The organism is Pantoea dispersa (assembly GCF_035783935.1).
GTDB lineage: Bacteria > Pseudomonadota > Gammaproteobacteria > Enterobacterales > Enterobacteriaceae > Pantoea > Pantoea dispersa_C.
Map to the genome: position 1 here is coordinate 1 of NZ_JALKOV010000039.1, position 336 is coordinate 336.

Genomic DNA, 336 nt, shown 5'->3' on the forward strand with positions numbered 1-336 from the left:
CAACAGTCATTCCGATCAGTGAACGCATGCGCGCCTATTCAAGCGCTGATGACATCGGGGATGATTTTGGCATCGACAGCGAAGAGTATCGGGCTGCGGTCATCTGGTTTTCACAGTCTCCGCAGCCGACAGTGATTTACGTTGGTCGCTGGGCTAAAACGCTTACTAGTTCAGAATCGGGCAGCACTGAAAGCCTGCTGCAGGCCGTCAATGCCATTATGGACTTTAACAGCTGGTATGGTCTGCACCTGGCTGTAGATGAGGCCGATTACCCGACAGACGCTGAACTGATTAATGTGGCCGCTGCGATTGAAGCATCGACGGTATCCCGAATCT

Annotated in this window: 1 protein-coding gene; it reads left to right on the plus strand. The window is 52.7% G+C overall.

What is annotated here, in order from left to right; genetic code table 11:
• Positions 1-336: DUF3383 family protein (locus tag MXF20_RS23265; RefSeq protein WP_325971645.1), on the plus strand; the 336-nt coding region annotated here is incomplete at both ends.